The following is a 25167-nucleotide window of genomic DNA, read 5'->3' on the forward strand; positions in this document are numbered from 1 at the left end:
CAGACTCATCGGCATACCAAGTCGAGCCGCTCCTACGGCTCACCGGCTCATCCACAGAGCGGCGGAACCTTCCGGCGCCCGACTTAGGAGACATACCGTGACATCGGCTGTGACCATCACCAGGCACGGGGGTACTGGAGGGACTACGGCCGTTGCCGCGCGGGCGCGGCAGGTCGTGAAGGCGTACGGGTCCGGTGAGACCCGGGTCGTCGCCCTCGATCATGTGGATGTGGACATCGCGCGGGGTCGGTTCACCGCGATCATGGGCCCCTCGGGGTCCGGCAAGTCCACCCTCATGCACTGCCTCGCCGGACTCGACAACGTGACCTCGGGGCAGATCTACCTCGACGACACCGAGATCACCGGGCTCAAGGACAAGAAGCTCACCCAGCTGCGCCGGGACCGGATCGGGTTCATCTTCCAGGCGTTCAACCTGCTGCCCACGCTGAACGCGATAGAGAACATCACGCTCCCGATGGACATCGCGGGGCGCAAGCCGAACAAGGAGTGGCTGGGCCGCGTCGTCGACACCGTCGGCCTCTCCGACCGGCTCAGGCACCGGCCCAACCAGCTCTCCGGCGGTCAGCAGCAGCGGGTCGCCGTGGCCCGCGCCCTCGCCGCCCGGCCGGAGATCATCTTCGGTGACGAGCCCACCGGCAACCTGGACTCCCGGGCCGGCGCCGAGGTGCTGGGCTTCCTGCGCAGGTCGGTCGACGAGCTGGGCCAGACCATCGTGATGGTCACCCACGACCCGGTGGCCGCCTCGTACGCGGACCGGGTGCTGTACCTGGCCGACGGCCGCATCGTCGACGAGATGTTCAAGCCGACCGCCGACGCCGTGCTGGACCGGATGAAGGACTTCGACGCCCGGGGGCGTACGTCATGACCGTCATGAAGACCTCGATGCGCAACTTCTTCGCGCACAAGGGACGCATGGCGCTCTCCGCCATCGCGGTCATGCTGTCGGTGGCGTTCGTGACGGGGACGCTGGTCTTCACCGACACGATGGGCACCACGTTCGACAAGCTGTTCGCGGCCACCTCCTCCGATGTCACGGTCAGCGCCAAGGGCGCCTCGGACAGCGGCGAGACGCAGTCCGACACCGGCAAGCCGCCGGTCATGCCCGCCGCGGTCGTCGACAAGGTGGGCGGCGCGGACGGCGTGAAGTCGGCCGAGGGGACGGTCTTCTCCACCTCGGTGACGGTCGTCGACGCCGACAAGGACAGCCTCTCGCCCACCAGCGGCGCCCCGACCATCGTCGGCAACTGGAACGCCAACGACGCCCGCACCATGAGGATCTCGTCCGGCAACGCGCCGCGCGGCCCCGACCAGATCGTGGTCGACGCGGACACCGCCGACAAGCACGACCTGAAGCTCGGCGACGGGATCGGCGTCATCAGCGCCGTCGGCACCCACGAGGCGAAGATCTCCGGCATCGCCGAGTTCCAGGTCACCAACCCGGGCGCCGCGATCTTCTACCTCGACACCGAGACTGCGCAGAAGACCCTCGTCGGCGAGACCGGTGTCTACACCAACGTCAACGTCACCGCCGCGAGCGGCTTCACGGACGCGCAGGTCAAGAAGAACGTCTCCGCCGAACTGGGCTCCGCCTACAAGGTGCAGACCGCCAAGGAGGTCGCGGACGCCAACGCCAAGGACGTCGGCGAGTTCATGAGCGTGATGAAGTACGCCATGCTCGGCTTCGCCGGGATCGCCTTCCTGGTCGGCATCTTCCTGATCATCAACACCTTCTCGATGCTGGTCGCCCAGCGGACCCGCGAGATCGGTCTGATGCGGGCCATCGGCTCCAGCCGGGGCCAGGTCAACCGCTCGGTCCTCGTCGAGGCGCTGCTCCTCGGTGTCTTCGGTTCGATCCTCGGTGTCGCGGGCGGTGTCGGGCTCGCCATCGGCCTGATGAAGCTGATGAGCGCCACCGGCATGAACCTGTCCACCGACGACCTCACCGTCGCCTGGACCACCCCGGCGGTCGGTCTGCTCCTCGGCATCGTCGTCACCGTCCTCGCCGCCTACGTCCCGGCCCGCCGCGCCGGCAAGGTCTCCCCGATGGCCGCCCTGCGCGACGCCGGGGCCCCGCTGGACGCCAAGGCCGGCATCGTCCGGGCCGTGATCGGTCTGGTCCTGACCGGCGCCGGCGGCTACTGCCTCTACCTGGCCTCCGCCGCCGACAAGGCGAGCGAGGGCTCGATGTGGCTGGGCGGCGGGGTCGTCCTGACCCTCATCGGCTTCGTCGTCATCGGCCCGCTCCTGGCCGGCGCGGTGGTGCGGGTGCTGGGCGCGGTCGTCCTGCGGGCCTTCGGCCCCGTGGGCCGCATGGCCGAGCGCAACGCGCTGCGCAACCCCCGCCGTACGGGCGCCACCGGCGCGGCCCTGATGATCGGCCTCGCCCTGGTCGCCTGTCTCTCCGTCGTCGGCTCCTCCATGGTCGCCTCGGCCACCGAGCAGCTCGACAAGACGGTCGGCACGGACTTCATCATCCAGTCCGACACCGGGCAGCTGATCACCCCGCAGGCGGTGAAGGCCGCGAAGTCCGCCGAGGGCGTCCAGAACGTCACCGAGTACAAGTGGACCAAGGCCGACTTCACCACCCCCGACGGCAAGACGCTCAAGGACACGGCGATCACCGCCGCCGACCCGAGCTACGCCACCGACCTCGCCACCGAGGTCGTCGCGGGCAAGCTGCCGGACGCCTACAAGCCCGACTCGATGTCCGTCCACGAGAAGTTCGCCGAGGACCACGGCATCAAGCTCGGCTCCGAGATCTCCGTCGCCTTCAAGGACGGCCGCACGGCCGACCTGACCGTCCGCGCCATCACCAGCAGCGACGTCGTCATCGACGCCGGCGCGATGTACACCTCCATCGACACGATGGCCAGGTACGTCCCCGCCGACAAGATGCCCCTCGACCAGCTGCTCTTCGCCTCGGCGAAGGAGGGCCAGGACGCGGCCGCGTACAAGTCCCTCAAGGACGCGCTGCACGACTACCCGCAGTACGAGGTCCGCGACCAGACCGACTACAAGGAAGCCCTGAAGGGCCAGATCGACCAGCTCCTGAACATGATCTACGGCCTGCTCGCCCTGGCGATCATCGTCGCGATCCTGGGCGTCGTGAACACGCTGGCCCTCTCGGTCGTCGAGCGGACCCGTGAGATCGGTCTGATGCGCGCCATCGGCCTCTCCCGCCGCCAGCTGCGCCGCATGATCCGCCTGGAGTCGGTCGTCATCGCCCTCTTCGGCGCGCTCCTCGGCCTGGGACTGGGCATGGGCTGGGGCGCCACCGCGCAGCAGCTGCTCGCCCTGGAGGGACTGAACGTCCTCGACATCCCCTGGCCGACCATCCTCGGCGTCTTCGTCGGCTCGGCCTTCGTGGGCCTGTTCGCCGCGCTGGTCCCGGCGTTCCGGGCGGGCCGGATGAACGTCCTGAACGCGATCGCCACCGAGTAGCAACCGGCGAGACCACCGAGCACGGGGGAACGAACGGGGGAACGGGGACACGGGGGAAACCGGGGGAGAGCCCGGCGTCCGGAGGCGGAGGCTTCCGGGCGCCGGGCTCCACCCGTCTCAGGACGGCGCGGGCCCGCCGGTCGCCGGAGACGTGCGCTTCAGGAGCACGAATCCCTGGATGACACCCCGCAGGACGTACGTGTCACGCGGATGCAGCTGACGGGCGAACGCGGGGACGTCCTTCACCCAGCGCGAGTTGTTGTTGAACACGATGTAGTCGGGGGCGAGGCCCTTGGTCCGGCCGATCCAGAAGACCCGGCAGCGGGAGGTCAGCCGGGCGATCGGGGCGATGTTGGCCTCGACGGTCGACCCGTCGGGGATGGTGGCGATCAGCTTCTCCACGGCCTTGACCGCGTCCGGCACCCGATAGGCGTCGGCCCTGGTCAGGTTGGCCAGCGGCAGCGAGGTCGTCAGCGCCAGCGAGGCCGCGAGGACGGCGGCGGGCAGGTGCAGCGCGTACGAGCGCAGCCAGGGGCGGGCGCTGTGGCGGACGGCCGGGAGCACGTCGACGAGCGCGAGCGTGATGATCGGCATCAGTACGGCGCTGTAGTGCCAGGACGTGCTCCAGTAGTTGTCGTCGGCGGAGACGAACCGCCAGCCCAGGGTGGGCAGCACGGCGAGGAGGAGCGGGGAGCGCAGGGCGAGCAGCCCACTGGTCGGGATCAGCAGCCAGAGAACGGTACGGATCTTGATGTCCAGGCCGTCGAGAGGGCCCGCACCGCCGACCTTGGTCAGATAGTCGGAGGAACCGGTGGTGTTGAAGGCCGGGATGATCAGGGTGAAGGCGAGCAGGGTGGCGACCGCGCCGAACGCCGCGACACCGAGGGCGTACGGCACCGCGCGAGGGGCGCCGTGCCGCCGGGCCCGGAGCGCGACGACCACCGCGATCATCGCCAGGGTCAGCCCCTGGTCCTCCTTGACCAGCACCAGCGGCAGCCCCCAGAGCAGCGCCGCCCGCCATCGGCGCCGGAGCAGCGCCTCCAGGGAGAACGCGATCAGCGGCACCGCGAAACAGATCTCGTGGAAGTCGAAGTCCACGGCGTTCTGCAGCCCCCACGACAGCCCGTACGCCACCCCGAGCGCGAGCCCCCGGGCCCGCCCCAGCGCCCGTGTCGCCGCCCGGGTCACCGGCACCGCCGACAGCGCGAACAGCGCGGCCTGGATCACCAGCAGCGTCACGGGGGACGGGAACACCCGGTAGAACGGCGCGAGCAGCATGGTGACCGGGCTGAAGTGGTCCCCGAGCACGTTGTACCCCGGCCCCTTCAGCTCCACGATCGGCGCCTGGAAGTGCGCGTACGCCCGTATCGCCTGCTCGTAGATGCCCAGGTCGTACGAGCGCGTCCCCAGCCTCAGATACCGCCCGACGGACACCGTCGCGTACGCCACGAACAGCCCGACCGCCAGCAGATACGGCTCCCGGCCCGCGAGACGAAACCACCGGCCACGAGGCGAAACCGGGCCCGCCGCCGCGACCGGCGCCGGTATGACCGCCGGGGTCTGGGTGCTCGACGAGGCCATGGGTACTCACGTTCGGGTGGGGGCAGGGGTGCCCCTAGAGACTAGGCGGGCCCGGAAAGCAGGGGGCGCAGCCCCCGCATTTCAGGGGCGCGGGGAACTGCGCGAGTAACCACGACGCATCCGCACCCGACCACGCACCCCCGCGCGGAGCGCGAAAGGGGGGTCGAAGGGGCGCAGCCCTTTGAGGATGGGACGGGTAGGGGCGGCGGGGGCGAAAGAACTCACCCGCACCCCCCACACCGCTCGTCGTACCCTGGACACCCCCGGCCGTTCCCACGAGTCCGGGCGTTCGTGTTGCCCCGGCAACCGACCCGCAGCCGACCCGCACCCCCAATCCGCCGCCCCACAGCCGAGCCCACCCGGACGGGAAACGCCCCGAATGAGCCTCCACGGCCTGCTAGACGCCGTAATCCAGGACGCCCCCCTCGCCGAAGCGATCAGGGCGGCATCCGACGGCCACCGCACCCACATCGACCTGGTGGGCCCCCCGGCGGCCCGCCCCTTCGCGGTGGCCGCCCTGGCCCGGGAGGCCGGCCGCCCCGTACTCGCCGTCACGGCGACGGGCCGCGAGGCCGAGGACCTGGCGGCGGCCCTGCGCTCGCTGCTCCCCCCGGACGGCGTGGTGGAGTACCCCGCCTGGGAGACGCTCCCGCACGAACGGCTCAGCCCGCGCAGCGACACCGTCGGCCGCCGCCTCGCCGTCCTGCGCCGCCTGGCCCACCCGCGCCCGGACGACCCGGAGACCGGCCCGGTCTCGGTGGTCGTCGCCCCCGTCCGCTCGGTCCTCCAGCCCCAGGTCAAGGGGCTCGGCGACCTGGAGCCGGTCGCGCTGCGCACGGGCGGGTCGGCCGACCTGAACCGTACGGTCGAGGCGCTGGCGGCAGCGGCGTACTCGCGGGTGGAGCTGGTCGAGAAGCGCGGCGAGTTCGCGGTGCGCGGCGGCATCCTGGACGTCTTCCCGCCGACCGAGGAGCACCCCTTGCGGGTGGAGTTCTGGGGCGACGACGTCGAGGAGATCCGGTACTTCAAGGTCGCCGACCAGAGATCGCTGGAGGTCGCCGAGCACGGTCTGTGGGCGCCCCCCTGCCGCGAACTCCTCCTCACGGACGACGTACGCGCCCGCGCACGCGCCCTCGCCGAGCGCCACCCGGAGCTGGGCGAGCTGCTCAACAAGATCGCCGAAGGCATCGCCGTCGAGGGCATGGAGTCCCTCGCCCCGGTCCTGGTCGACGACATGGAACTGCTGATCGACGTCCTGCCCAAGGGCGCGATGGCGATCGTGTGCGACCCGGAGCGGGTGCGCACGCGCGCGGCGGACCTGGTCGCCACCTCGCAGGAGTTCCTCGAGGCGTCCTGGGCGGCGACCGCCGGTGGCGGCGAGGCGCCCATCGACGTGGGCGCGGCCTCCCTGCGGTCCATCGCGGACGTCCGCGACCGGGCCCGTGAGCTGGACATGATGTGGTGGTCGGTGTCGCCGTTCGCGGCCGACGAGACCTGGACATCAGCCGCTGCCGCGGCGGGGGACGCCGACACGCTCAAGCTGGGCATGCACGCCCCGGAGACCTACCGCGGCGACACCGCGAAGGCGCTCGCCGACACCAAGGGCTGGCTCGCCGACGGCTGGCGCACGGTGTTCGTGACCGAGGCCCACGGCCCGGCCGCCCGCACGGTCGAGGTGCTCGGCGGCGAGGGCATCGCGGCCCGGCTGGAGGCCGAGCTGGGGCGGATCACCCCGTCGGTCGTACATGTCGCCTGCGGCTCGATCGACTACGGCTTCATCGACCCCGCCCTCAAGCTCGCGGTCCTCACCGAGACCGACCTCACCGGCCAGAAGGCGGCCGGCAAGGACGGCGCGCGGATGCCCGCGCGCCGGCGCAAGACCATCGACCCGCTCACCCTGGAGCCGGGCGACTACATCGTCCACGAGCAGCACGGCGTCGGCCGCTACATCGAGATGGTCCAGCGGACGGTGCAGGGCGCGACCCGCGAGTACCTGGTCGTCGAGTACGCTCCCGCCAAGCGCGGCCAGCCCGGCGACCGCCTCTACATCCCGACGGACCAGCTGGAGCAGATCACCAAGTACGTCGGTGGCGAGGCGCCCACGCTGCACCGCCTCGGCGGCGCCGACTGGACCAAGACCAAGGCGCGCGCGAAGAAGGCGGTCAAGGAGATCGCCGCCGACCTCATCAGGCTGTACTCCGCGCGAATGGCGGCCCCCGGACACGCGTTCGGCGCGGACACGCCCTGGCAGCGCGAGCTGGAGGACGCCTTCCCGTACGCGGAGACGCCGGACCAGCTGACGACGATCGCCGAGGTCAAGGAGGACATGGAGAAGACGGTCCCGATGGACCGGCTGATCTGCGGCGACGTCGGCTACGGCAAGACGGAGATCGCGGTGCGGGCCGCCTTCAAGGCCGTCCAGGACGGCAAGCAGGTGGCCGTGCTGGTGCCCACGACCCTGCTGGTGCAGCAGCACTTCGGCACGTTCAGCGAGCGGTACTCGCAGTTCCCCGTCAACGTCCGGGCCCTGTCCCGCTTCCAGACGGACACCGAGGCCAAGGGCACCCTGGAGGGACTGCGCGAGGGCGCGGTCGACATCGTCATCGGCACGCATCGTCTGTTCTCCTCCGAGACCAAGTTCAAGGATCTCGGGCTCGTCATCGTCGACGAGGAGCAGCGCTTCGGCGTCGAGCACAAGGAGCAGCTGAAGAAGCTGCGCGCCAACGTGGACGTGCTGACGATGTCCGCGACCCCGATCCCGCGCACCCTGGAGATGGCGGTCACCGGCATCCGTGAGATGTCCACGATCACCACACCCCCGGAGGAGCGCCACCCGGTCCTGACCTTCGTCGGCCCGTACGAGGAGAAGCAGATCGGGGCGGCGATCCGCCGCGAACTGCTGCGCGAGGGCCAGGTCTTCTACATCCACAACCGGGTGGAGTCCATCGACCGCGCGGCCTCCCGGCTGCGCGAGATCGTCCCCGAGGCGCGGATCGCGACGGCCCACGGCCAGATGTCGGAGCAGGCCCTGGAGCAGGTCGTCGTCGACTTCTGGGAGAAGAAGTTCGACGTCCTCGTCTCGACGACGATCGTGGAGTCGGGCATCGACATCTCCAACGCGAACACGCTGATCGTGGAGCGCGGCGACACCTTCGGTCTGTCGCAGCTGCACCAGCTGCGGGGGCGGGTGGGCCGAGGCCGCGAGCGCGGCTACGCGTACTTCCTGTACCCGCCGGAGAAGCCCCTGACGGAGACCGCCCACGAGCGGCTGGCCACCATCGCGCAGCACACGGAGATGGGCGCCGGTATGTACGTGGCGATGAAGGACCTGGAGATCCGGGGCGCGGGCAACCTGCTGGGCGGCGAGCAGTCCGGCCATATCGCGGGCGTCGGCTTCGACCTGTACGTCCGGATGGTCGGCGAGGCCGTCGCCGACTACCGCCGTCAGTTGGAGACCGGGGAGATCGAGGAGGAGCCGCCGCTCGAGGTCAAGATCGAGCTGCCGGTCGACGCGCACGTCCCGCACGACTACGCGCCGGGCGAGCGGCTGCGGCTGCAGGCCTACCGGGCCATCGCCTCCGTCAACACCGAGGCGGACATCGCCGCCGTGCGCGAGGAACTCGTCGACCGCTACGGCAAGTTGCCCGAGCCGGTGGAGAACCTGCTGCTGGTGGCCGGGCTGCGGATGCTCGCCCGGGCCTGCGGGGTCGGCGAGATCGTCCTCCAGGGCACCAACATCCGCTTCGCACCGGTGGAGTTGAGGGAGTCGCAGGAGCTGCGGCTGAAGCGGCTGTACCCGGGGACGGTCATCAAGCCGGCCGTCCACCAGGTGCTGGTGCCCCGCCCGAAGACGGCGAAGGTGGGCGGGAAGCCGCTGGTCGGGCGGGATCTGCTGGGGTGGACCGGGGAGTTCCTCGCTTCGATTCTCGGGTCGTAGCCGGGTCCGGGAACGGGTCCGGGAACGGGGCCGGGGGTGGCTGCGCGGTCAGGACGTCGGTGCGGGAGGCGCGGCCGGGAACAGCAGTTCCGTGGCCGTGCGGAACACCTCCTCGGGGTCCTGGTCGCCCACGACCCCGGTGAGGTTGCCGCTGAGCAGCAGCGTGGCGAAGCCGTGGGAGAGGGACCAGGCGGCGATCCCGGCCAGCCGCGGGTCGGTGTCGAGGGCGCCCGGCGTCCCGGGGCGGGCGTCGGTGACGGCGGTGCGCAGCCGCTCGCGTGACAGGGCGCGGGCGGTGGTCAGTTCGAGGTCGTCCTCGCGGAGCAGCTCCGGCCGGAACATCACCTGGAAGTGGGCGGGGTGCTCGCGCGCGAACCGGACATAGCGCACGCCCGAGTCCCGCAGGTCGCCGGCCTCCGCGAGCGCGGCCGCCAGCAGCGCGTGCCCCTCCGCCGCGATGGCCGTCAGCAGACCCGTGCGGTCCTTGAAGTGATGGGCGGGCGCGGCATGGGAGACCCCCGCGCGCCGCGCCAGATCCCGCAGGCTCAGCGCGGACGGGCCGTCGGTGGCGATGACGTCGAGCGCGGCGTGGAGGATCGCACGGCGGAGGTCGCCGTGGTGGTAGGGGCGGTCGGGCCGGTCGGCGCGCGGGGTCGGTGAGGGCTGCGCGGCCTGATCCGGCTGTCGATCGGTCGTGGTGTCGCGAGGCATGGAGACAGCGTAGGTCCCTCGGAGGCTTCCATCTAGTCGTTGACAAGTTCGCCCCGGGCCCGGCAATCTAGTCAGTGACAAGTTGCGCTCCGGTCGTCGTCGGCGGCGGCCGGAAGGAGCGGCAGGGAGGATGCGTCATGTCCGAGTACGGCACCGGCACCGGCATCGACACCGGAAGCGAAGCCGAGCGCGACACCGTCGACCAGGGCGAGGTGCGCCGGATGTGGCACCTGCTGGAGCCCTTGCACGCCGTCCTCTACTACGCGCCGGAGGCCTTCGAGGAGGCGTCCGCGCTGGGGTACGACGTGGCGGAGCGATGGCCGAGCTACTTCCCGTTCCGTGCGGCACCCCTGGGCGCCGTGGGGGTCGGGCGCACGGCCTCCGCCTTCTACAGCTTCAGCCCCCGCATGGTCGCGGAGCACATCGGGCCGGCCTGGCGGACCGCGACACCGGACGCCGTGCTGGCGGCCCGGGACCGGGCGGTCGACCGGGCCTACCGCGCGCTGTTCGGCGACCGCGTCGACAGTGCCGAGCTGGCGGAGGCCGCGGCCCTGGCCCGCCGCGCCGCGGAGTCCGTGAACACCGAGGGCCGCCCCCTCGCCGCGGCCAATGCCGAGCTGCCCTGGCCCGGGCCCGCCCCTCTCCAGCTCTGGCGGGCGGCCACGATCCTGCGGGAGCACCGGGGCGACGGCCACCTCGCGGCCCTGCTGACGGCGGACCTCGACCCCGTCGAGTCCCTCGTCTCGTTCGCCGCGATCGGCGCCGCCTCCGTGGAGCGCTTCGAGAGCCGTGGGTGGAGCCCCAAGGAGTGGACGGCCGCCCTCGACCGCCTCACGGCCCGCGGTCTGACCCTGCCGGACGGTACGGCCACGGAGGCGGGCCGGAGTCTGCGCCGGGAGGTCGAGCAGCGCACCGACCGGCTGGCCGCCACGCCCTGGCGGCTCCTCGGCGCCGACGGCACCGCCCGACTCGCCGATCTGCTGGGCGAGTTCTGGGTCGCCGTCATCGGCTCGGGCCTGCTGCCGGCGGAGACGACCCTGGGTATAGGCAAGGTGTGAACGGCTCCTGACGGTCCCGCACGGCAGGGGGCCGCGCCCGTCGGCGGTTACGGTGTTGAGCGGACGGGACGGGGAACCCACGCGGGACCGCGTGAAGCACGGACAGAGGAAAGGGGTGTCGCGTGGTGCGTTGGAGGGGTGGGGTCGCCGTCGTCGCTCTGGTGCTGGTCACCGCGACCGGCTGCGAACTGGACGGCACGGACGGTTCGGCCGGACCGCAGGAGAGCCCCGGCGGGGGCGGCGCCGCGCTCGCCGCGGCGGAGGCGCTGACCGTGAAGGGGAGGGCGCCCAGGACCGGTTACGACCGGGACGAGTTCGGCAGCCCCTGGGCCGACACGGACTCCAACAGCTGCGACACCCGCGACGACATACTCAAACGCGACCTGGACGACGTGAAGTTCCGGGACGGCGACTGCACGGTCGTCTCCGGGGTGCTCGACCCGGACCCGTACACCGGCGAGGACGTGCCGTACGTCCGGGGCCGCAGCAAGATCGACGTGGATCACATCGTGGCCCTCTCCGACGCCTGGCAGAAGGGCGCCCAGAAGTGGGACGACAGCAAGCGCATAGCGCTGGCCAACGACCCGCTGAACCTCCTCGCGGTGGACTCCGGCACCAACCGCGGCAAGGGGGACGGCGACACGGCCACCTGGCTCCCGCCCAACAAGGAGTACCGCTGCACGTACGTGGCCGCCCAGGTCGCGGTGAAGACGAAGTACGGCCTCTGGGTCACCTCCGCCGAACAGACCGCGATGAAGCGGGTCCTGACCACCTGCCCCGGGCAGGAACTGCCGACGGGCGGCAACCCGACCGAGGCCCCGGCCCGCTTCCACGCGGACTGAGGCGGCCGTGGTGCCGCCCGGCGGGAGAGCGCGTCAGCTGAAGTCCTTGTCCAGGTCGATGACCTTGCCCTTGGGCGCCTCGGCCGGGACCGGCTTGTCGAAGTCGGTGAAGGTGAGGTCGCCGGGCTCCTTCGCGGACTTGCTGACGACCCGCAGGAGGTACGGCTTGCCCTCGGTCGCGACGTACAGGGTGTAGCGGTCCTTGCCGTCCTTCTCGTCGAGGACGATCGCGGGGGTGCCGCCGGTCTCGGTGGTCTTGCCGCGGGTGGCGTCGGAGTTGACGTCCTCGAAGTCGGCGAGGACGGTGTCGAGGTCGCAGAAGCCCGCGATGTCCTTGGAGTCCGCGGCCTTCGCGGAGGTCTTGGTCCACTTGCCGGCCAGCATGTCGACGACCATGTCTGCCTCCTCCTTGGAGGAGTCCTTCGACTGGGCGCGCAGGAACGCCTCGTCGTACTTCATGTAGAGGGTGTCGCCGACCTTGATCAGCTCGGCCTCGCCCTCGCCGTTCATGCTCAGCGTGCCGGCGCAGTCGCCCTTCTTGTTCATCGCCATGTCCATCCGGACCGTGCCGCCGGCGGACTCGTCCTGCATCTCGCCCTTCATCCGGAGCGAGTCGGCCTCGGCGGTGGCCTTCACGGCCTTGTCGGCGATCTCTCCGCCGGTCAGTCCGGCGAACGGGCCGTCGGCCTTGTCGTCGCCCGGCAGGCAGCCGGTGAGCGAGAACGTGGCCGCGGCGGCGACACAGAGAGCGGCGAGTGCGGTGCGGCTGGTGCGACGCATGAGAGTTCCCCCCTGGGAATGTGACAACGCTGCCGACGTGTGACCACCCGGATCGGGCGGCACGTCGTTCGATGGGTCAATGACAGCAGAGCTTGTGAACCGAGTCAACACGATTCACGGAGTCGAGTGTGTACACGATGTGTATGGGTAGATCTTGCGTGCGTCGGTATGCTCGACGTCACACCACCAGGTACGAGGGGAGCCGGGCGCGTGCAGGGGAACGGGACAGAGGTCACGGCCGCGGACATCGCGCGGCTCGCCGGGGTGGGGCGCGCCGCCGTCAGCAACTGGCGCCGACGGCACGCCGATTTCCCCCGACCGGTCGGCGGCACCGAGACCAGCCCGGCCTTCGCGCTCGGCGAGGTCGAGGAGTGGCTGCGCGCTCAGGGCAAGCTCGCCGAAGTGCCCCTGAGGGAGCGCGTCTGGCAGCAGGTCACCGGCCACCCGGAGGGCCCCGTCACCGCGCTCGTGCACGCGGGCTGCGCCCTGCTCCACCTCCACGACCGGCCCCTGGCCTGGCTGGAGTTGAGCGCCCGCGGCGACGACGAGCAGTTGTCCCGGCTGCTGCCCGAGGCGCTCGGGGAGGTCCTCGCCCCGCGCTTCGGCCCGGCCCGCCAGCCCGCCGTCGCGCCGCCCACGCCCGCCGAACTGCTGCCCTCGATCCCGTTGTTGCGCGGCGCCACCGAACTGGCGGCGGACCTGGGGGCGAAGCAGACCTTCGAGTTCCTGCTCGCCCGGCACCTCGACGCCAACCCCCGCCAGTACACGCTCACTCCGGGCGAACTGGCCGAGCTGATGGCCGAACTCGCTGGTCCCGCCCGCTCGGTGCTCGACCCGGCCTGCGGCACCGGCGCCCTGCTGCGCGCCGTCGCCGCCCGCCCCGGCCAGGAGCTGTACGGGCAGGACACCTCCCGCGAACTGGCCGCCCTCACCGCGCTCCGCCTCGCCCTGCGCACCACGAGCACCGTCCGCACGGCCCCGGGCGACAGCCTCCGCGCCGACGCCCACGAACACCTCAGGGCCGAGGCCGTCCTGTGCCACCCGCCGTTCAACGAGCGCAACTGGGGCCATGACGAACTCGCCTACGACCCCCGCTGGGAGTACGGCTTCCCGGCCCGCACGGAATCCGAACTCGCCTGGGTGCAGCACGCGCTGGCCCGTCTGGAGGACGGCGGCACGGCCGTCCTGCTGATGCCGCCCGCCGCCGCCAGCCGTCGCTCGGGGCGCCGGATCCGCGCCGATCTGCTGCGCCGGGGCGCCCTGCGCGCCGTGATCGCCCTGCCGGTCGGCGCGGCACCCCCGTACAACATCCCGCTGCACCTGTGGGTGCTGCGCCGGCCCGGAAAGACGCCGGTGCCGCCCGAGTTGCTGCTCATCGACACCGGGCGGCTCGTGCACGAGGGGCGGAGCGGGTTCGACTGGACGGCGGTGCGCTCCGCCGTCCTCGACGCCTGGCGGCCCTTCGACCGCAAGGGCGAGGTGGCGCAGCGGCCGGGGCTGAGCCGTTCGCTGCCGGTCATCGAACTGCTGGACGACGATGTGGACCTGGCCCCGGCCCGGCATCTGCCGCCCCCGGCCGCGGGCGGCGGCGCCGGTGAACTGACGGCCGTACGCGAACGCCTCGGCGAGACCCTCCGGCTGGCCGCCGACCTCACGCCTCCGCTCGCCGACGAGGAGCACCCCGCGCGCTGGCCGCTCACCACGGTCGGCGAACTCGCGCGCGGGGGAGCCCTGGTGCTGCGCACGGGCGGGAGCGGCCCTCACGCGCGCGTGCTCACCGACCACGACGTCCTGTCCGGTACGGCCCCCTCGGGCACGCTCCCGGAGACCGGCGAGCCCGCCGTGCTCGTGGAAGCCGGCGATGTCGTCGTCCCCGTCCTCGGCGGCGGCGGGGTCGCGCGCGTGATCGACGAGGAGACCGCGGGCGCCGCACTCGGCCGCAACCTCACCCTGCTGCGCCCCGACGGGGCCGCGCTGGACGCGTGGTTCGTCGCCGGTTTCCTGCGCTCCACCGCCAACAGCCGCCAGGCCACCAGCTATGCCTCCACCGCGACCCGCCTCGACGTACGCCGCCTCCAACTGCCCCGGCTCCCCCTGGACCAGCAGCGCCGCTACGGCGAACGGTTCCGCGCCCTCGCCGCGTTCGAGGACGCCCTCCGCCAGGCCGGCCGCCTCGGCGAACGTCTGGTGCGCGGCATGTACGACGGGCTCACGGACGGTTCGGTCGCCCCCGACTGAGCCCGCACCACCCCTACCGGACGGAACCGCTCCGCCCGCGGCGGCGTGACCAGCACTGCGGTACTACAACGGTTGTCCACAACCCTGGACCTCATGTCGTGGTCGACCGATACCCTCGGGACGACATCGCACATCCGCTCTCACCAGGCCCTCAGGAGCAGCCATGCAAGGCCACGGCTATGCGCCGACACCGCCCCCCGGCCCCGACCAGGGGGGCCAGGTCACACTCCGTGTGATCTTCGTGGTGGTCGCGGTCATGAGCTGTGGCCTGCTCGCCTGGGCCTGCCTGCTGCGGCTCGCCTCGGTGACCCGCAAGACCCTCGACTGGTGGCTGTTCGCCCTGGCGGTCGTCCACATCGTCGTGACGGTGTACATCATCGGCTCCGACCCGGGCAAGGAGGAGTTCACCACCTGGAGGGGCAATGTCGGCATGTCGCTGCTGTTCGGCGGCCTGATAGCGATCGTCGCGTACTACCTGGCCGCGGACATACGCCACTTCAGCCGCCGCCGGGTCCAGCCGTCGCCGTACGCCCAGACCACGGCGTACTCCCAGCAGACCGGGTACAACCCCCAGCAGACCGGATACAGCTACCCGCCGGTCCAGGTTCCGCAGCCCTACACACCGGCTCCGCACACCCCCGCCCCGCCGGCCCCGCAGCCGCCCGTGCAGCACCAGCCCCCGCCGCGGCAGGCGCCCGAGCCGCAGCGTCCCGGGCCGGCCCGTATCGACCAGGTGCGCGCCGAGCTGGACGAGCTGAGCGACTACCTCCGCAAGCACGAGGGAGACCGGTGACCCAGGGACCGGGCACCGGACGCCTGATCACCGGACGGTACGAACTGTCCACGCTCATCGGCCAGGGCGGCATGGGCCAGGTGTGGACGGCGTACGACCAGCGTCTCGACCGGCGCGTGGCGGTCAAGCTGCTGCGCCCCGACAAGGTCGCGGGCCAGGAGGCCGACGAGCTGCGCCGCCGCTTCGTGCGCGAGTGCCGGGTCACGGCCCAGGTCGACCACCCCGGCCTGGTGACCGTGCACGACGCGGGCAGCGAGGGCGAGGAGCTGTTCCTCGTCATGCAGTACGTCGACGGGGCCGACCTCGCCGACCATCTCGCCGAGCACGACCCGTACCCGTGGCAGTGGACCGTGTCGGTCGCCGCGCAGCTGTGCGCCGTGCTGTCCGCCGTGCACGCGGTGCCGATCGTCCACCGCGACCTCAAGCCGCGGAACGTGATGGTCAAGCAGGACGGCACGGTCACCGTCCTCGACCTCGGCGTCGCCTCCGTGATGGACACCGACACCACCCGTCTCACCCACACCGGTTCGCCCATCGGCAGCCCCGCCTACATGGCCCCCGAGCAGGCCATGGGCGGCGCGGTCGGCCCGTACACCGACCTGTACGCGCTGGGTGTGCTGATCCACGAACTGCTCAGCGGGAACGTCCCGTTCACCGGTTCCACGGCCCTCGGCGTCCTCCACCGCCATCTCTACGAGCCGCCGGTCCCCGTCCGCCGGCTGCGCCCCGAGGTCCCCGAGACCCTGGAGGCCCTGGTCCTGCGGCTGCTCTCCAAGGACCCGCAGCACCGCCCGTCCTCCGCGCAGGAGACCTACGAACAGCTCCTGCCACTGCTCCCCGCGCGCGGGATGCCCACCGGCTCCCCGCTCGACCCCACGCGCCCCTTCCTGCGCCCGCACGCCCCCTGGCCGGACCGGGCCCGCATCCCCGCGCCGCAGCCGTCCGCCGCGCCCGACCCCGCGCCCGCCGCCGACAAGCCCGATGTCGCGGGCGCCGTCGACGAGGTCAAGCGGCTCCTCGGCGAGGGCCGCATCACCCAGGCCGTGGACATCCTCGGCGCGATCCTCCCGGCCGCCGCCGCCCAGCACGGCGAGCACTCACCCGTCGTCCGCACCCTGCGCAAGCAGTACGCGGCCACGCTGATGGACGACGGCCAGTACCGCCGCGCCCTGCCCGAGCTGCGCCGCCTCGCCGACGAGCGGGCCGCCGAGGCGGGCCAGGCCGACCCCCAGGCGCTGCGCTACCGCTACGACTCCGCCCAGTGCCTCGAACAGCTCGGCGAACCGGCCGCGGCCCTCGCCGAGTACCGCTCCCTGCTGCCGTACTACGAGAACCAGTACGTCGGCGGCGACCCCGAGCTCTCCCTCGACGTCCGCCGCCGCATCGGCCATCTGCTCCTCGCCCTCGGCGACCGCGGCGCCGCCCACGAGACCCTGGGCCGGCTGCTGCTCGACGTGGAGCGACTGCGCGGACCGGCCCACCCGCTGGTCGGCGAGGTCCGGCGGACCTTGCAGTGGCTGGGCCAGGTACGCGGCTGACGCTCCCGCCGGGCCGCCTGTCCGCACCACCCCGGCCGACGGCGGCGGCCGTCCCCGGCCGTGGGCTGAGCCGGACGTGGCGGAGGGCGGTGCCCGAAGTCGGCGTGAATCGTTGGTCGAATGGCTGGCCGAGAGCAGGGCCACTGCCTACCATCGATCACCGCAAGACTTTGTGCACCGCCGCACAATCTCCTCGGGAGGCCCACTTGCACCGCCGCCGTCGCACCGCGCTCGTCCTCTCCGCCGCGATCACCGCCGCGGCGCCGCTCCTCACCGCCTGCGGGAACGACGCGCATCCCGGCGCGGCGGCCGTCGTCGGCGACGACCGGATCACGGTCGCGCAGCTGGAGAACCGGGTGAACGAGGTGCGCACCGCCCAGCGCGCCGCCAGCACGGACGAGAGCCAGTACGAGCAGGCCGTCGCCCAGAGCAGCGCCCTCACCCGGAACACCCTGAACAGCATGGTCCTGGAGAAGGTCCTCGACCAGGCGCTCGTCGACGCCGGTGTGACCGTCACCCGCAAGGAAGTCCAGCAGTACCGTGCCGACCTGGAGGCGCAGGCCGGTGGGGCCGAGGCACTGGAGACGGCCTATCTGCAGCGCTACAGCGTCGCCCCCGAGCAGCTGGACGAGAGCCTCCGCAGCGACGTCGAGGTCCAGAAGCTCTCCACCGCCGTGGGCGCCGACCTGAACACGCAGGAGGGAGGCGTCGTCTTCTGGAAGGCCCTCTCCGAGGCCTCGAAGAAGCTCGACGTGGACCTCAACCCCCGCTACGGCAGCTGGGGCGTCGACCCGACGTCCGGCAGGGTCGGCCTGCTGGACGCGAAGACGCCCTGGCTGAAGGAGGTCACGGCGCCGGCCTCGCAGAAGCCGGCGTAGCGGGCGGACACGCCCCGCGCCCGGGCGCGGGGCGCGCGTTGCCCCGGCCCGTGGACGCGGACGGGCGGACCCCGCCTGTGGACGCGGACGAGCGGGCCTGTGGATGTGGACGGGCGGGCCCCGCCTGTGGATGTGGCGCGAGTCCGTCCGTCGGCCTGTGGATAACTTCGGGGGTCGTCCGTGACGTGGGTTACGTTCGTCGTGTGAACGCACACCGCCCCGCCGGCGCCCCCGCCCCCATGGCCCCCGAGACCCCTTCCCCCTCCCCGGGCCGAGTCGTCCTGCTCACCACCAGCCACCGGGTCGCGCCCGGCCTGCTCTCCTGGCCGGCCTGGCAGGCGCTGCACGGGGCGGACCGCGTCCTCTGCGCGGACGAGGCGCATCCCCAGCTCCCCTATCTCCGCGAGGCGGGCATAGTGGTGGAGCGGGCGACTCCGACGGCCGAGGACCTGGTCGACGCCTGCGCCGGCGACCGCACGGTGGTCGTCCTGGCCACCGCCGAGGGCGAACCCCGCCTCACCGACGGCCTCGCCCGCCTCGCCGGCTCCGGCCGCGTCCGGATGCCGTCCCTGGAGCTGCTCCCCGCCTCCTACGACCTCCCCGGCGCCCGCCTCCTCGACCTCGTCCAGGTCATGGACCGCATCCGCGCCGAATGCCCCTGGTCCTCGCGGCAGACCCACAAGGGCCTCGCCAAGTACGGCATCGAGGAGGCGTACGAACTCGTCGAGGCCATCGAGGAGGGCGACCGCGACGAACTCCGCGAGGAGCTGGGCGACGTCCTCCTCCAGGTCGTCTTCCACGCCCGCATCGCCGAGGACGACCCCGACACCCCCTTCTCCGTCGACGACGTCGCCGCCGGCATCGTCACCAAGCTCATCCACCGCCATCCCCATGTCTTCGGCGACGCCACGGCCACGACCCCGGAGGAGGTCAAGGCGCACTGGCTCCGCACGAAGGCCGTGGAGAAGCGGCGCGAGTCGGTCACCGACGGCATCCCCCTCGGCCAGCCCGGCCTCGCCCTCGCCGCCAAGCTCTCCTCCCGCGTCCGCACCGCCGGCCTCACCGTCGCCCTGCCGTCCGCCGACGACATCGGCCACCGACTCCTCGCCCTCGCCGCCCAGGCCGAATCCGAGGGCATCGACCCGGAAGCCGCACTGAGAGCGGCGGCCCGCACCTACCGCGACGCCATCCGCGCCGCGGAGGGCCTGGACGCCGACTGACATGCACCGGAGCCGGGCCACTCCCGACCTGCTGTGGGACGAGGCGAAGGACGACTTCGACCCCGACCTGATGGGCTCACTGCCGGACCTCTACGTCCCGGACACCGCACCGGGCGACTGGCAGGCCCTGCTCGACCTCGTCGAGGAGAGCGGCTGGCACCACGAGTACGAGGAGGGAGCCACACGTCTCGCGGTGCCGAGCGCGGTCCACATACTGACGCGACCGCTCGACGCGGAATGCCCCCGACTGAGGGTCTGGCCGACAGGGGACCTGCTGGCGATCTTCCGCTTCCTCTCGGACGAGGAGATCGACTTCGACGTGGACCTGCGGGAGATCCAGGACCAGGACCGGCTCGACGCGTTCTGCCACTTCCTGCGCTCCATCGGCCGCCGCCTCGGCAAGCCGGTGCTGATGTGTCCGGAGGGCGCGTACGACCGTCCGGTGCTGGGCTTCGACCCCACGCTCGACCGGGTCGTCCTCCTCCCCGACCCCGCACCGGGGACGGACGGAGGAGCACCGCGGCGGCCGGATACCGTCGACGCGTGACCAACCAGCCCGCACCCCCGCCGACCGGCAGCCCCACAGGCAACTCCGAAGACACACCCACCGGAACATCCACCGGAACATCCACCGGAACACCCACCGGCACCCCCGAAGACACCCCCACGGGAACCGGTGCTCCGGAGCTCTTCACCTGGGAGTTCGCCACCGATCCGTATCCGGCGTACGCCTGGCTGCGGGAGCACGCGCCCGTGCACCGGACGCGGCTGCCCAGTGGGGTGGAGGCCTGGCTGGTCACCCGGTACGGGGACGCCAAGCAGGCGTTGGCCGACGGGCGGCTGTCCAAGAACCCCGCGCATCACGACGAGCCCGCGCACGCCAAGGGGAAGACCGGTATCCCCGGTGAGCGCAAGGCCGAGTTGATGACGCATCTGCTGAACATCGATCCGCCGGACCACACCCGGCTGCGCCGGCTCGTCTCCAAGGCGTTCACACCCCGCCGGGTCGCCGAGTTCGCCTCCCGGGTCCAGGAGTTGACCGATCAGCTCATCGACCGGTTCGCGGAGAAGGGCGAGGCCGATCTCATCCACGAGTTCGCCTTCCCCCTGCCCATCTACGCGATCTGCGACATGCTCGGCGTCCCCCGGGAGGACCAGGACGACTTCCGGGACTGGGCGGGGATGATGATCCGGCACGGCGGTGGGCCGAGGGGAGGCGTCGCCCGGTCGGTCAAGAAGATGCGCGGCTATCTCGCCGACCTCATCCACCGCAAGCGCGAGGGTCTCACCGAACACCCCGCCCCCGGCGAGGATCTGATCTCCGCGCTCATCCGCGCCTCCGACCACGGTGAGCACCTCACCGAGAACGAGGCCGCGGCGATGGCGTTCATCCTGCTGTTCGCCGGGTTCGAGACCACCGTCAACCTCATCGGCAACGGCACCTACGCCCTCCTCACCCACCCCGAGCAGCGCGCCCGCCTCCAGGCGTCCCTGGCCGCCCGCGAGACCGAGCTGCTGGAGACCGGCGTAGAGGAACTCCTCCGCTACGACGGCCCCGTGGAACTCGCCACCTGGCGCTTCGCGACCGAGCCCCTCACCATCGGCGGCCAGGACATCGCCCCCGGCGACCCCGTCCTCGTCGTGCTCGCCGCGGCCGACCGCGACCCCGCCCGCTTCGACGACCCCGACACCCTCGACCTCTCCCGCCGTGACAACCAGCACCTCGGCTACGGCCACGGCATCCACTACTGCCTCGGCGCCCCCCTCGCCCGCCTCGAAGGACAGACCGCGCTGGCGACGCTCCTCACCCGCCTCCCCGACCTGCGACTCGCGGTGGATCCGGCCGATCTGAGATGGAGAGGAGGGCTCATCATGCGGGGGTTGCGCACGCTTCCGGTCGAATTCACCCCGCGAGAGCGGTCTGTGAGCAGCCCGGCATGAGCGGTACGTAGTAGTACCCAGGCAGCCTGTAGCACTACCCCATTCCGCGAAGGAAGATGACGCTCCCTCAAGTCTGTGATCTTCACGTGATCTGCGCTGCATTAACTTGTGACAACTGATCGACTGCGGCTACGTTCACACGTCAGTGCGAAGGGGGCACCACACCCTTCGCACAGGTCACTGCTGTCGTGTGAAAGGCAACCGCATGCTCTCCGGGAACGGTCGTCACCGTCGCCCCCGTCAGGCTCCGGCCCTCCTCGTCGCGGCCGGAGTGACCGGATCGGCCATCGCCATCCCACTCCTCGGCGCCACCGGCGCGAGCGCGGCCAGCGGAACCACCTGGGACCAGGTCGCGGAGTGCGAGAGCGGCGGCTCATGGAGCGCGGACACCGGGAACGAACGCTACGGCGGCCTTCAGCTGACCCAGGACAACTGGGAGAAGTACGGCGGTCTCGAGTACGCGACGACCGCCGACCAGGCCAGCCGCTCCCAGCAGATCGCGGTCGCCGAGAAGGTGCTCGCCGACCAGGGCGTCGGCGTCTGGGCCACCTGCGGACTGCTCCACAACCTCGGCGGCGACTCCGGTTCCGCCGACGTGGACACGGGGGTCGTGGACGACTCGACGAAGTCGGGGTCGGGGTCGGGGTCGGACGGCTCGTCCGAAAAGTCTGACTCATCGAAATCATCAGATTCATCCGCTTCATCGGATTCATCCGCTTCGACCGATCGGGACGACGAGGCCGACGGGGTCGACGGGTCCGGCGCAGCGGACGGGGCCGACTCGACCCAGTCGGCCGGTTCGGGCGATTCGGCCGACTCCGGTGCGTCGGGCGACTCGAACGCCGACGCCTCCGAGGGCTCCGCCAAGACCGAGAACGGTACCGAATCGGGCAAGTCGCCCCAGAGTGACAGCTCCACGGCTCCCGATGACGGCGACAGCGGTACCGGCCGTCACCGGGGCGCCAGCGCCGACGAGAGCGCCGGCGCCGACACGGGGGCCGGTACCGGCGCGGACGCGGCCGACGACGGCTCCCGTGCCGCCGACTCCAAGTCCTCCGGCCGGCACGCCTCCCGCGGCGGCGACACGGCGCGCGAGGCCGCCGACGGTGCCTACACCGTCCAGGCGGGCGACAGTCTGACGGGCATCGTGAACTCGCTCGGCCTGGACGGCGGGTGGCGCGGGCTGTACGCCGAGAACGAGGACACGGTCGGAACTGACCCGGACCTTATCCTTCCCGGTCAGACCCTCGAAGTCGGTGCCGAAACGGGCGAAAAGCAGCGGTAGTTCGGGTCATGGTTCGCCCCTGAATGCCCGTTTTGATCTACATGGGAGATGAATCACAGACCCCGTGATCGTCTTTGAAATTCGGGCAATCACCTGTTTACGGTCGTGACCGCTCGCCACAGCGGGCCCCTGCGGTCGTACGCCGAATCCTGCCAACGGCCGCAAGGAACAGTCGTCGCGTCAAGCGCCGTAGGCAGGAGCGGGGGACCCAAGGTAAGTGCCGGGCCCAGCGGTTCACGCTGGACCGGCTCGGGGTGAAGCCGCGTGAAGCGAGCCGGAAGGCGAGCGAGCGCGGCCGGGCAACTCAACCGGCCCGAACCCGACAGCTCACCTCGCAGGCGTCGGTGAGGGGATCTCTCCATGCTGTTCTCCAGCAAGGGCAAGCACCGTCGCCCGTCCAAGGCCGCTCGCGCCATCGCCGTCGCCGGTGTCACCGGCGCCGCCGCCATCGCCGCCCCGCTGATGGCCGCCGGCAGCGCCTCCGCCGCCACCGCCTCCGAGTGGGACACCGTCGCCCAGTGCGAGTCCGGCGGCGACTGGTCCATCAACACCGGCAACGGTTACTACGGCGGCCTGCAGTTCTCCGCCTCCACCTGGGCCGCCTACGGCGGTACGCAGTACGCCTCCACCGCCGACCAGGCGAGCAAGGCCCAGCAGATAGCGGTCGCCGAGAAGGTCCTCGCGGGCCAGGGCAAGGGTGCCTGGCCGGTCTGCGGCACCGGCCTGTCCGGCGCCTCGTACGACGGCGCCGCCGCCTCCGGCGGCAACACGAACTCCGGCTCCACGCAGCAGAACACGCAGAAGAGCACGGAGAAGAGCGCGCAGAAGAGCACCGAGGACACCCGCGCCTCCCGCTCCTCCGAGCGCGCCACCGTCGAGACCCCGACCGGCAAGAAGGTCAAGAAGGGCGACGGCGAGTACAAGGTCGTCAAGGGCGACACCCTCAGCGGCATCGCCGAGAAGAAGAACGTCAAGGGTGGCTGGGAGAAGCTCTTCGAGCTGAACAAGGACATCATCGACGACGCCGACTTCATCTACCCGGGCCAGCAGCTCCACCTGAGCTGACCCGTCGAAGCCGGTGGGGACGGATCCGGCTCGGTGAGGGCGGGTCGGGCTGGGCCGAAAAATCCGGCCGCTCCCCAGCTGAACCACAGCCCGCTCACATCCGTGTCCTCCATAGTGAAGGCCTCGTGAGGGCCGTCCCCCCGTCCCCACGGGCTCCCCGCTCCGGTGCGCATTCCCCCGTACGCACCGGGGCGGGGCTTTTCTCTGTCCGGAGAGAGGGCCGTTCCCCCTTCTGTTCACTTTCTCGCCCACCCCCCTTTGTTCCGGCAGGGAACAATGGGTACCGTCTGTCTGTCCACGGGACGGTCGGTCGGCTGCCGACGGCCCGGGGGCGGTTAGGCTCTAGTCGCAAGGCCCGCGGGCCCCGCACTTTCAGCGTCACATCCCATGAAGGAGATGCTCGTGCCGTCCATCGACGTCGTCGTAGCCCGGGAAATCCTGGACTCCCGAGGCAACCCCACGGTCGAGGTCGAGGTCGGCCTCGACGACGGCAGCACGGGTCGTGCCGCCGTTCCGTCCGGCGCCTCCACGGGTGCCTTCGAGGCCATCGAGCTGCGCGACGGTGACCCGAACCGCTACCTCGGCAAGGGTGTCGAGAAGGCCGTCCTCGCGGTCATCGAGCAGATCGGCCCGGAGCTCGTCGGGTACGACGCCACCGAGCAGCGCCTGATCGACCAGGCCATGTTCGACCTGGACGCCACCGACAACAAGGGCTCCCTCGGCGCCAACGCCATCCTCGGCGTCTCCCTCGCCGTCGCCCACGCCGCCTCCGAGGCCAGCGACCTCCCGCTCTTCCGCTACCTGGGCGGCCCGAACGCGCACCTGCTGCCCGTTCCGATGATGAACATCCTGAACGGCGGCTCGCACGCCGACTCCAATGTGGACATCCAGGAGTTCATGATCGCCCCCATCGGCGCGGAGTCCTTCTCCGAGGCCCTGCGCTGGGGTGCCGAGGTCTACCACACCCTCAAGAAGGTGCTGAAGACCAAGGGCCTGTCCACCGGTCTCGGCGACGAGGGCGGCTTCGCCCCGAACCTGGAGTCCAACCGCGCCGCGCTCGACCTCATCATCGAGGCCATCAAGCAGGCTGGTTACGTCCCCGGTGAGCAGATCGCGCTCGCGCTCGACGTCGCCGCGTCCGAGTTCTACAAGGACGGCAAGTACGAGTTCGAGGGCAAGTCCCGCTCGGCCGCCGAGATGACCGAGTACTACGAGGAGCTCGTGGCGGCCTACCCGCTCGTCTCCATCGAGGACCCGCTGTTCGAGGACGACTGGGCCGGCTGGAACACCATCACCTCGAAGCTCGGCGACAAGGTCCAGATCGTCGGCGACGACCTCTTCGTCACCAACCCCGAGCGCCTCGCCCGCGGCATCGAGGAGGGCTCCGCCAACGCCCTGCTCGTCAAGGTCAACCAGATCGGTTCGCTGACCGAGACCCTGGACGCCGTCGAGATGGCCCAGCGCAACGGCTTCAAGTGCATGATGTCCCACCGCTCCGGCGAGACCGAGGACGTCACCATCGCCGACCTCGCCGTCGCCGTGAACTGCGGCCAGATCAAGACCGGCGCCCCGGCCCGCTCGGACCGCGTCGCCAAGTACAACCAGCTGCTGCGCATCGAGGAGATCCTCGACGACGCCGCGGTCTACGCCGGCCGCAGCGCCTTCCCGCGCTTCAAGGGCTGAGCCGCTCCAAGGGCTGAGCCGTTAAGGGCCCGGCCCGCGCCAGTCGTACGTACGTCCCCGTACCGGTCCCGTACCGTGTGCGGGGACGTACGCGCGTGGGAGACACGTACACGCGGAAGAAGGCAGCAGCAGAAGGCAGCAGAAGAAGGGGAAGC

Annotated in this window: 18 protein-coding genes and 1 riboswitch; of the genes, 15 read left to right on the forward strand and 3 right to left on the reverse strand. The window is 71.4% G+C overall.

The features are described from left to right. Nucleotides 1-97: 97 nt before the first annotated feature. Together J8M51_RS44720 and J8M51_RS44725 are read left to right on the forward strand one after the other, a co-directional pair. Nucleotides 98-886 carry an ABC transporter ATP-binding protein gene (locus J8M51_RS44720; RefSeq protein WP_086761167.1) on the forward strand — a complete coding sequence of 263 codons (789 nt, stop codon included), beginning with the start codon at nucleotides 98-100 and terminating at the stop codon, nucleotides 884-886. Continuing rightward, complete coding sequence (locus J8M51_RS44725) at nucleotides 883-3462, forward strand: ABC transporter permease (protein ID WP_086761165.1); 2580 nt, start codon at nucleotides 883-885, stop codon at nucleotides 3460-3462. Before J8M51_RS44720 ends, J8M51_RS44725 begins: the two co-directional genes overlap by 4 nt. Nucleotides 3463-3579: 117 nt before the next feature. Here J8M51_RS44725 and J8M51_RS44730 read toward each other — a convergent pair whose 3' ends face one another. Next, nucleotides 3580-5043 carry a DUF2079 domain-containing protein gene (locus J8M51_RS44730; protein WP_216591056.1) on the reverse strand — a complete coding sequence of 488 codons (1464 nt, stop codon included), beginning with the start codon at nucleotides 5041-5043 and terminating at the stop codon, nucleotides 3580-3582. Between the two features lie 379 nt (nucleotides 5044-5422). Between J8M51_RS44730 and mfd the strand changes: the two genes are divergently transcribed. Then, nucleotides 5423-8980, forward strand: coding sequence for a transcription-repair coupling factor (gene mfd / locus J8M51_RS44735; RefSeq protein WP_086759956.1), 3558 nt, complete (start codon nucleotides 5423-5425; stop codon nucleotides 8978-8980). Nucleotides 8981-9028: 48 nt separating this feature from the next. Here mfd and J8M51_RS44740 read toward each other — a convergent pair whose 3' ends face one another. Beyond that, nucleotides 9029-9691 carry a TetR/AcrR family transcriptional regulator gene (locus tag J8M51_RS44740; RefSeq protein WP_086759954.1) on the reverse strand — a complete coding sequence of 221 codons (663 nt, stop codon included), beginning with the start codon at nucleotides 9689-9691 and terminating at the stop codon, nucleotides 9029-9031. Between the two features lie 137 nt (nucleotides 9692-9828). Here J8M51_RS44740 and J8M51_RS44745 point away from each other — a divergent pair, with 137 nt between their 5' ends. Next, nucleotides 9829-10749 carry an SCO6745 family protein gene (locus J8M51_RS44745; protein WP_086759952.1) on the forward strand — a complete coding sequence of 307 codons (921 nt, stop codon included), beginning with the start codon at nucleotides 9829-9831 and terminating at the stop codon, nucleotides 10747-10749. Between the two features lie 122 nt (nucleotides 10750-10871). Then, the gene (locus J8M51_RS44750; RefSeq protein WP_086759950.1) at nucleotides 10872-11591 is read left to right on the forward strand and encodes an HNH endonuclease family protein; all 720 of its coding nucleotides are present in this window, start codon (nucleotides 10872-10874) and stop codon (nucleotides 11589-11591) included. A gap of 33 nt (nucleotides 11592-11624) precedes the next feature. Here the strand turns inward: J8M51_RS44750 and J8M51_RS44755 are convergent, their stop codons facing one another. Beyond that, entirely contained in the window at nucleotides 11625-12371 is a 747-nt protein-coding gene (locus J8M51_RS44755; RefSeq protein ID WP_086759948.1) for a hypothetical protein, read from the reverse strand. Nucleotides 12372-12581: 210 nt separating this feature from the next. Here J8M51_RS44755 and J8M51_RS44760 point away from each other — a divergent pair, with 210 nt between their 5' ends. From J8M51_RS44760 to eno, 10 genes are all read left to right on the forward strand, one after another. Continuing rightward, complete coding sequence (locus J8M51_RS44760) at nucleotides 12582-14609, forward strand: N-6 DNA methylase (RefSeq protein WP_086759946.1); 2028 nt, start codon at nucleotides 12582-12584, stop codon at nucleotides 14607-14609. 163 nt (nucleotides 14610-14772) lie between these two features. Further along, entirely contained in the window at nucleotides 14773-15402 is a 630-nt protein-coding gene (locus J8M51_RS44765) for a hypothetical protein (protein ID WP_086759944.1), read from the forward strand. A 44-nt stretch (nucleotides 15403-15446) separates the two neighbouring features. Then, on the forward strand, nucleotides 15447-16940 hold the full coding sequence (locus J8M51_RS44770) for a serine/threonine-protein kinase (protein ID WP_267300190.1): 1494 nt from the start codon (nucleotides 15447-15449) through the stop codon (nucleotides 16938-16940). A gap of 206 nt (nucleotides 16941-17146) precedes the next feature. Next, nucleotides 17147-17818, forward strand: coding sequence for a SurA N-terminal domain-containing protein (locus J8M51_RS44775; protein ID WP_216591050.1), 672 nt, complete (start codon nucleotides 17147-17149; stop codon nucleotides 17816-17818). Nucleotides 17819-18057: 239 nt separating this feature from the next. After that, a complete protein-coding gene (locus J8M51_RS44780; protein WP_267300192.1) occupies nucleotides 18058-19038 on the forward strand; it encodes a nucleoside triphosphate pyrophosphohydrolase in 981 nt (326 codons plus the stop codon). 1 nt (nucleotide 19039) lies between these two features. After that, nucleotides 19040-19585, forward strand: a complete 546-nt coding sequence (locus J8M51_RS44785; protein WP_086758159.1) for a hypothetical protein — start codon at nucleotides 19040-19042, stop codon at nucleotides 19583-19585. After that, the gene (locus tag J8M51_RS44790) at nucleotides 19582-20979 is read left to right on the forward strand and encodes a cytochrome P450 family protein (RefSeq protein ID WP_256965358.1); all 1398 of its coding nucleotides are present in this window, start codon (nucleotides 19582-19584) and stop codon (nucleotides 20977-20979) included. The genes J8M51_RS44785 and J8M51_RS44790 overlap by 4 nt, the downstream gene beginning before the upstream one ends. Nucleotides 20980-21184: 205 nt before the next feature. Continuing rightward, nucleotides 21185-22264 carry a transglycosylase family protein gene (locus J8M51_RS44795; RefSeq protein ID WP_086758157.1) on the forward strand — a complete coding sequence of 360 codons (1080 nt, stop codon included), beginning with the start codon at nucleotides 21185-21187 and terminating at the stop codon, nucleotides 22262-22264. Between the two features lie 175 nt (nucleotides 22265-22439). Beyond that, nucleotides 22440-22620, forward strand: a riboswitch (cyclic di-AMP (ydaO/yuaA leader). A 4-nt stretch (nucleotides 22621-22624) separates the two neighbouring features. Continuing rightward, nucleotides 22625-23329 carry a LysM peptidoglycan-binding domain-containing protein gene (locus J8M51_RS44800; protein ID WP_086758156.1) on the forward strand — a complete coding sequence of 235 codons (705 nt, stop codon included), beginning with the start codon at nucleotides 22625-22627 and terminating at the stop codon, nucleotides 23327-23329. A 402-nt stretch (nucleotides 23330-23731) separates the two neighbouring features. Next, nucleotides 23732-25012, forward strand: a complete 1281-nt coding sequence (gene eno / locus J8M51_RS44805; RefSeq protein ID WP_086758163.1) for a phosphopyruvate hydratase — start codon at nucleotides 23732-23734, stop codon at nucleotides 25010-25012. Nucleotides 25013-25167 lie beyond the last annotated feature (155 nt).

Origin of the sequence: Streptomyces griseiscabiei (genome assembly GCF_020010925.1) — a bacterium.
In the GTDB taxonomy this organism is placed as follows: domain Bacteria; phylum Actinomycetota; class Actinomycetes; order Streptomycetales; family Streptomycetaceae; genus Streptomyces; species Streptomyces griseiscabiei.